This window comes from Fontibacillus panacisegetis (genome assembly GCF_900102215.1).
In the GTDB taxonomy this organism is placed as follows: Bacteria; Bacillota; Bacilli; order Paenibacillales; family Paenibacillaceae; genus Fontibacillus; species Fontibacillus panacisegetis.
Genome location: NZ_FNBG01000067.1, coordinates 1 through 6946 on the forward strand (window position 1 = coordinate 1; position 6946 = coordinate 6946).

Here is a 6946-nt window from a genome sequence, read left to right on the forward strand (position 1 = left end):
CAAAAAATCAGCTTTTGATCACGATGCATTTCGAAGAGGAATACTCGGCGTCGAATCTTGGATTCAGCCGGGATCTCCGGTGCTCACGTAGGCTACTCCTACGCTCCGCTCCTCGATCCCTGGCTTCCTCCAATCTTCTCGGTGCTGAAAACCTGATTTTTTGAACCTTTATTTGAAGAGGAAGTTCAAAAAATCAGCTTTTGATCACGACGCATTTCGAAGAGGAATACTCGGCGTCGAATCTTGGATTCAGCTTTATGATAAGAAAGGGGATTACTGAGGATGAAATCAGCATTGGATAGCAGTCAGCAGGAAAACAAGCTGACGAAGGAGAACCGTACATTTGTTATGAAATGTGGGGGCAGCACGCTGGAAGAGTTGCCGGATTCCTTTTATAGTGACCTGGTTGAGCTGCAGAATAAAGGGATTCAGCCTGTCATCGTGCATGGCGGTGGCCCTGCTATTTCAGAAAATTTAAGCAAGCTTGGAATTGAAACAAAATTTGTGAACGGACTTCGTTATACATCTGAAGAGGTGCTTGAAGTTGTAGAGATGGTGCTCACAGGCAGTATTAATAAGAAAATAGTACGTCGCATTGGACAGTCCGGGGGTAAAGTGATCGGTTTATCCGGTGTAGACGGCGGTCTGATTCAGGCGAAGCCAGTTACTAATGTCGCTGAGGTGGGGCTTGTAGGTGAGGTTACTCAAGTGAACGCTTCGCTCATTCAAGGTGTGACAGAGCTTGGTTATTTGCCAGTGATTGCACCTGTGGGTATCGACGTGAGCGGACAACGCTATAACATCAATGCAGATACGGCGGCGGGTGCTGTTGCGTCCGAGCTTGGTGTGAAGCAAATGATCGTGGTAACGGATGTACCTGGTATTTTGAAATCTGTAAATGGTGAAAAAAAGGTGCTGGAATCGGTCTCGGTGCAGCAAATCGAGGACATGATTCAAACCGGCGAAATTTACGGTGGAATGATTCCTAAAGTAAGAGCTGCTGTAGCATGCATCAGCGGTAAAGTAAGTGAAGTTGTTATTGTTGATGGAAGTGAGCCTAATGTACTCGGCAAAGTATTGGCCGGAGAGAAGATCGGGACAAAAATTGTTCGGATGTAGTAGCCGTTTCTTCTGAAATTGAGCTATATTTATATAAGTACGTGTTCAAAAAGTCAGGTTTTCATGACCGAGAAGGTTGGATGAAGCTGGGGCCTGAGGAGCGGAGCTACACGTTTTCGTAGAAAACGACTTCGGAAGCATAAGCTGTTTTGGGTACGTGAGCACCGGAAGGTCCGGCTGAATTCAAGATTCGATGTCGACTCCGCTTCATGATTTGATTCGTTATGGGAAGGTGACTTTTTGAACATCCTCTATAAGTTTATGTTTACCATTGTGAGTAACATTAATCGATAGGAGTTGAGCAAGCTATGGCACAAAATGATCTTAAGGAAACTACGCCTGCTGCCAGCGGAAGTAATAAAAGTATAGATGCAAATGGAGCGAGTGCCGTTTCAGGCGTTCAAAGTGCTTTGTTTCCAAGTTATTCGCGTTACCCGCTGAATCTTGTAAAAGGGCATGGAAGCTGGCTATGGGATGACCAAGGCAACCGTTATTTGGATTTTATGAGCGGTCTTGCGGTAACCAATTTAGGCCATGCTCCTGAGAAGGTGAAGGAGAAGGTTAAAGCTCAACTGGATGAGCTTTGGCATGTGTCGAACCTGTTTCAAATCCCGCAGCAGGAGAAAGCAGCCAAATTGCTGACAGAAGTGAGCTGTGCGGATGTCGTATTTTTCTGCAACAGTGGAGCGGAAGCGAATGAAGCTGCGATCAAGCTGGCGCGTCGGTATTATCAGAAAGTGAAGGGTGAAGATCGTTATGAAGTTATTACGTTTACCCAATCTTTTCATGGACGCACGTTAGCTACACTAACAGCGACAGGACAGGATAAGGTTAAGGACGGATTTCTTCCGCTGCCTGCTGGTTTTATTACAGTACCTATGCATGATCTTGAGGCTCTTAAAGCGGCGATCGGATCTAATACGGCTGCAATTATGCTGGAGATGATTCAGGCAGAGGGAGGAGTGTATCCAGCAGATCCTTCATTTGTGAAAGAAGTTGCTGCGCTCTGTAAGGAGCAAGGAATCCTGCTAATTATCGATGAAGTACAGACCGGTATGGGACGGACAGGTACTTGGTATGCTCATGAACAGTACGGGATTGAACCGGATATTTTCACATCGGCAAAAGGAATTGCGAGCGGCCTGCCAGCAGGTGCAATGTTAGCGAAGGAATATCTTCGCGAGGCATTTACACCAGGAACTCATGCATCTACCTTTGGAGGAAATCCAGTGGTAACAGCTTCGATTATTGCAACGCTGGAGACGATGAAGGAAGAGAATATTCCTGAGAGAGCGGCTAAAATGGGACGTTATTTGACGGATCGGCTGCGTGAAGCACTGAAGGATGAGCCTTTTGTAAAAGCGATCCGCGGAATGGGACTTATAGTTGGTATTGAGTGCAATGGACCTGTCGCTGAGTTAGTGACGGCTGGACAGAAGAATAAGCTGTTGTTCGTGACGGCTGGACCTAATGTCATTCGTCTCCTTCCGAATTTGAAAGTAAGCCGCGAAGAAATTGATCAGGCGGTAGATACCCTAGTAGCATTGATTGCCGCACATACAGCAGCCAAGGAGGAAGTGAAGTAATGAGTCTCTCAGAACAAACTAACAAGTGCTTTAACTTAAGCGGTCGGGATTTTATTGAGTTGACTGATTATACTACAGAAGAGATTCAGTATTTAATCGATCTGGCCATTGAAATTAAGCGCAAGCAAAAAAATGGGGAAGAGTATCAGCCGCTTAAAGGAAAAACAGTTGGACTTATTTTTGAGAAATCATCGACTCGTACGCGGGTTTCTTTTGAAGTAGGCACATATCAGCTTGGCGGTCACGCTTTGTTCCTGAGCAAAAATGATATTCAGCTTGGACGCGGTGAGACGATAGCAGATACAGCTGGCGTAATGTCCCGTTACCTTGATGGCATTATGATTCGTACGTTCGGCCACGATAAAGTCGTAGACTTGGCTCGTTATGCAACGGTTCCAGTCATTAACGGTCTTAGCGATCTGGCGCATCCGTGTCAGGTGCTTGCTGATTTTCAGACTATTTATGAATATAAAGGTGAGTTGAAGGGGCTCAAGCTGGCTTATGTCGGCGATGGCAACAATATGGCTCATTCTCTTATGATCGGCGGAGCAAAACTTGGTGTTCATGTATCGGTGGCTAGTCCGGAAGGTTATGAGCCTGATCCTCAAATTGTGGTGGATGCACAGGAAATCGCCAAAGCTACTGGAGCAGTTATCGAAGTCGTACGTGATCCTAAGGCTGCCGTTCAAGATGCAGATGTAATCTACACAGACGTTTGGGCTAGTATGGGCTTTGAGGAAGAGCAGAAGACGCGCGAAAATGCGTTCAAGGATTATCAGGTAGATGAGCAGCTTGCGAAGTGTGCCAAGCCGGATTATCTGTTCATGCACTGTCTGCCAGCTCATCGCGGTGAGGAAGTTAGCGAAGGTGTCATTGACGGAGAGAACTCGATTATTTTTGATCAAGCAGAGAATCGTCTGCATGCGCAAAAAGCATTGATGGCAGCGTTGATAGGTTAACTCAGCTCTGTCCACTAATGGGGCAATAATTTATCTTAGTAGGAGGATTACTGAATCATGGCAAAAGAAAAAATCGTACTGGCGTATTCCGGCGGTCTGGATACATCAGTTATTTTGAAATGGCTTAAAGAAACTTATGACGCTGAAATTATTGCTTTTACGGCAGATATCGGTCAAAAGGAAGAATTGGACGGCTTGGAGGAAAAGGCGCTTGCTACAGGTGCTTCCAAGGTGTACATTGATGACTTGCGCGAAGAGTTTGCAAAAGATTTTATTTATCCAATGTTCGAGTCTGGTGCACTTTATGAAGGACAATATTTGCTCGGAACTAGTATCGCTCGTCCGTTGATCGCAAAACGTATGGTTGATATTGCACGCGCAGAAGGTGCAACTGCAATTGCTCACGGTGCTACAGGTAAAGGGAATGACCAAGTGCGCTTTGAATTAGCTGCTGCGGCATTGGCTCCTGAGATTTCCGTTATCGCTCCTTGGAGACTAAGCGAGTTCCGCGATCGTTTCCCTGGACGTGCTGAAATGATTGCTTATGCTGAAGCTAACGGAATTCCTGTTACAGCATCAGCATCCAAGCCATATTCTATGGACCGCAACCTGCTGCATATCAGCTATGAGAGCGGTGTGCTGGAAGATCCTTGGTTCGATGCTTCTGCTATCGAGAATAAAGATATGTTCCTCTTGAGTGCATCTCCTGAGGATGCTCCGGATCAACCGGAATATTTGGAGCTTGAATTCGAGCAAGGTAATTGTGTGGCTCTGAATGGTGAACGCTTGAATCCGCTTGGTGTCATGGAAAAGCTGAATGAACTCGGCGGTAAACATGGTATCGGTCGCGTGGACATGGTTGAAAACCGTTTTGTCGGCATGAAGAGCCGCGGAGTGTATGAAACTCCAGGTGGGACCATTCTGTTTACTGCTCATCGCAAAATGGAGTCGTTGACGATGGACCGTGAAGTAATGAATCTGCGTGATAGCCTGATTACTCGTTATAGCACGCTCGTATATAATGGTTTCTGGTTTGCGCCGGAACGCCTTGCTTTGCAAGCACTTGTAACAGAAAGTCAAAAGAATGTAACCGGTACGGTTCGCGTTAAGCTGTATAAAGGCAACATCATCGCTGCTGGGGTGAAGAGTCCTGTCAGCCTCTACAATCCGGACATCGCTACGATGGAGGCAGATCCTACACAAGCCTACGATCAAGGCGATGCAACAGGCTTCATTCGCTTGAATGCACTGCGCCTTAAAGTTAGTTCTGGAGTAGAACAAAGCAATAAATAAGTTGAGCGTGATGTGTGGGTGTATAAAACCTGCAAATATACAGTTTTTTTCAAGTAAATATGTGATTGAGAAGCAAAAACCTGCAAATCTGCAGGAATTCATCTCGATTATTGCTAGAATAGACGATATGAGTGAAAAAAGATGTATTATTGCAGGGATTTTGCGTAACAGAATCAGTAGCTAGTCAAAAACTGCATTTTTGCAGGAATTTCTTAAGCTGCAGCTAGCGAGAAAATCCTCCAGATATGGGCAGAGTGAGCACGAAAAGGCTGAAATAGTGGTATAAGTCATATATAAGAACCGCTTGGCCGTTTTTCGCCAGAGTCAACATTAATCCGTTGAAATACTCTGGTGTGGAAACGGCCTACGGTTTGATTTCAAGATCAAAGTTGAATAGACTTCACGTCATGGATCATTTCGTGAACGGGAGCATATTTTTGAACTACCTTTTATAGATGAAGGAGTGGGTTAGGTGAGTAAGTTATGGGGTGGCCGCTTTACGAAGCAGACCAACCGTTTGGTTGAACAATATACGGCGTCAATTGGGTTTGACAAAGCCTTGGCTGAAGAGGATGTACAAGGAAGTATCGCGCATGTGACGATGCTTGGCAAATGTGGAATTCTTCCTGAAGAGGATGTAGAGAAAATCAAGGAAGGCCTTCATACTGTACTGATTAGAATTCGCCGTGGCGAATTAGAGTACTCCGTATCAGACGAGGATATTCATATGAATATCGAAAAAAATCTGATCGATGAAGTTGGATCGGTTGGCGGGAAGCTGCATACTGGACGCAGCCGTAATGACCAAGTGGCAACGGACATGCACCTGTATTTGCGTAAACGGGTAGTAGAGTTTGTAGGATTGCTGCATGATTTGCAGGAGGCGCTGATTGGACAAGCTAAGGCAAATCTGACGACGATCCTGCCTGGATACACACATTTGCAGCGTGCGCAGCCGATTCTTTTTGCTCATCATTTGATGGCATATGTATCGATGTTTGGACGTGATATCGAGCGTCTTCAAGACAGCTACAAACGGATCAACGTTCTACCTCTAGGCGCTGGAGCACTGGCGGGAACCACATTCCCGATCGACCGTCATTTTGTGGCGGAGCAGTTGCATTTTGATGGGGTGTATGAAAACAGCCTTGACGCAGTTAGTGACCGTGACTTTATTATCGAGTTTCTTGCCAACGCTTCGATGCTGATGATGCATTTATCTCGTCTTAGCGAAGAGCTGGTCATGTGGAGCAGTACAGAGTTCCGCTTTATTGAGCTGGATGACGCTTTCTGCACTGGCAGCAGCATTATGCCGCAAAAGAAAAATCCTGACGTACCAGAGCTTGTTCGCGGTAAAACAGGTCGTGTCTATGGCAATCTGATGGGCCTTCTTACGGTGCTGAAATCTTTGCCGCTTGCGTACAACAAAGATATGCAGGAAGACAAGGAAGGCATGTTTGATACGGTAGCTACTTTGCAGGGTGCTCTGCAATTGTTCGCTCCGATGATTGCTACGATGAAAGTAAACGGCGAACGCATGCGCGAAGCGGTGAACAAGGACTTCTCCAACGCAACGGATATTGCGGATTTCCTTGCCAACAAAGGCTTGCCATTCCGCCAGGCGCATGAGGTTATCGGAAAAACAGTTCTCTACTGTATCCAAAATAATAAATTTCTGCTCGATCTGACTTTGGATGAGTTCAAGCAATTTTCGCCATTGTTTGATGACACCATCTACAATGTTCTGCAACCGGAGACGGTTGTTAACGCACGTAATGTTTACGGTGGCACAGCTTCGGAACAAGTATCCGCAGCGATTTCTAGAGCGGAAGCGAGACTTGTGTCAACTGGTGAGTGGGTTACTGAGTATACTGAACGGAGTAAATAATAAAACTTGTTTAGCAGTGTAAAGGCAAGATATCAGGAAAAGGATGCACAAATACAGTTTTTTTAAAGTAGCCATGAAAGGATGAACAAAAGCCTGCAAAA

The 6946-nt window shown here is 45.7% G+C and carries 5 protein-coding genes; all 5 read left to right on the forward strand.

Annotation, left to right across the window (positions count from 1 at the left end):
* Positions 1–282: 282 nt before the first annotated feature.
* Positions 283–1119, forward strand: coding sequence for an acetylglutamate kinase (argB, locus tag BLS49_RS24230; protein WP_091236684.1), 837 nt, complete (start codon positions 283–285; stop codon positions 1117–1119).
* Positions 1120–1427: 308 nt separating this feature from the next.
* Entirely contained in the window at positions 1428–2705 is a 1278-nt protein-coding gene (locus tag BLS49_RS24235; RefSeq protein ID WP_091236685.1) for an acetylornithine transaminase, read from the forward strand.
* Positions 2705–3664 (forward strand): ornithine carbamoyltransferase, encoded by a 960-nt coding sequence (argF, locus tag BLS49_RS24240; protein ID WP_091236687.1) that lies wholly within the window; start codon positions 2705–2707, stop codon positions 3662–3664. Before BLS49_RS24235 ends, argF begins: the two co-directional genes overlap by 1 nt.
* A gap of 57 nt (positions 3665–3721) precedes the next feature.
* Positions 3722–4957: an argininosuccinate synthase gene (locus BLS49_RS24245; protein WP_091236689.1), complete on the forward strand. Its 1236-nt coding sequence runs from the start codon at positions 3722–3724 to the stop codon at positions 4955–4957.
* A gap of 472 nt (positions 4958–5429) precedes the next feature.
* On the forward strand, positions 5430–6845 hold the full coding sequence (gene argH, locus BLS49_RS24250) for an argininosuccinate lyase (RefSeq protein WP_091236691.1): 1416 nt from the start codon (positions 5430–5432) through the stop codon (positions 6843–6845).
* Positions 6846–6946: the final 101 nt, after the last annotated feature.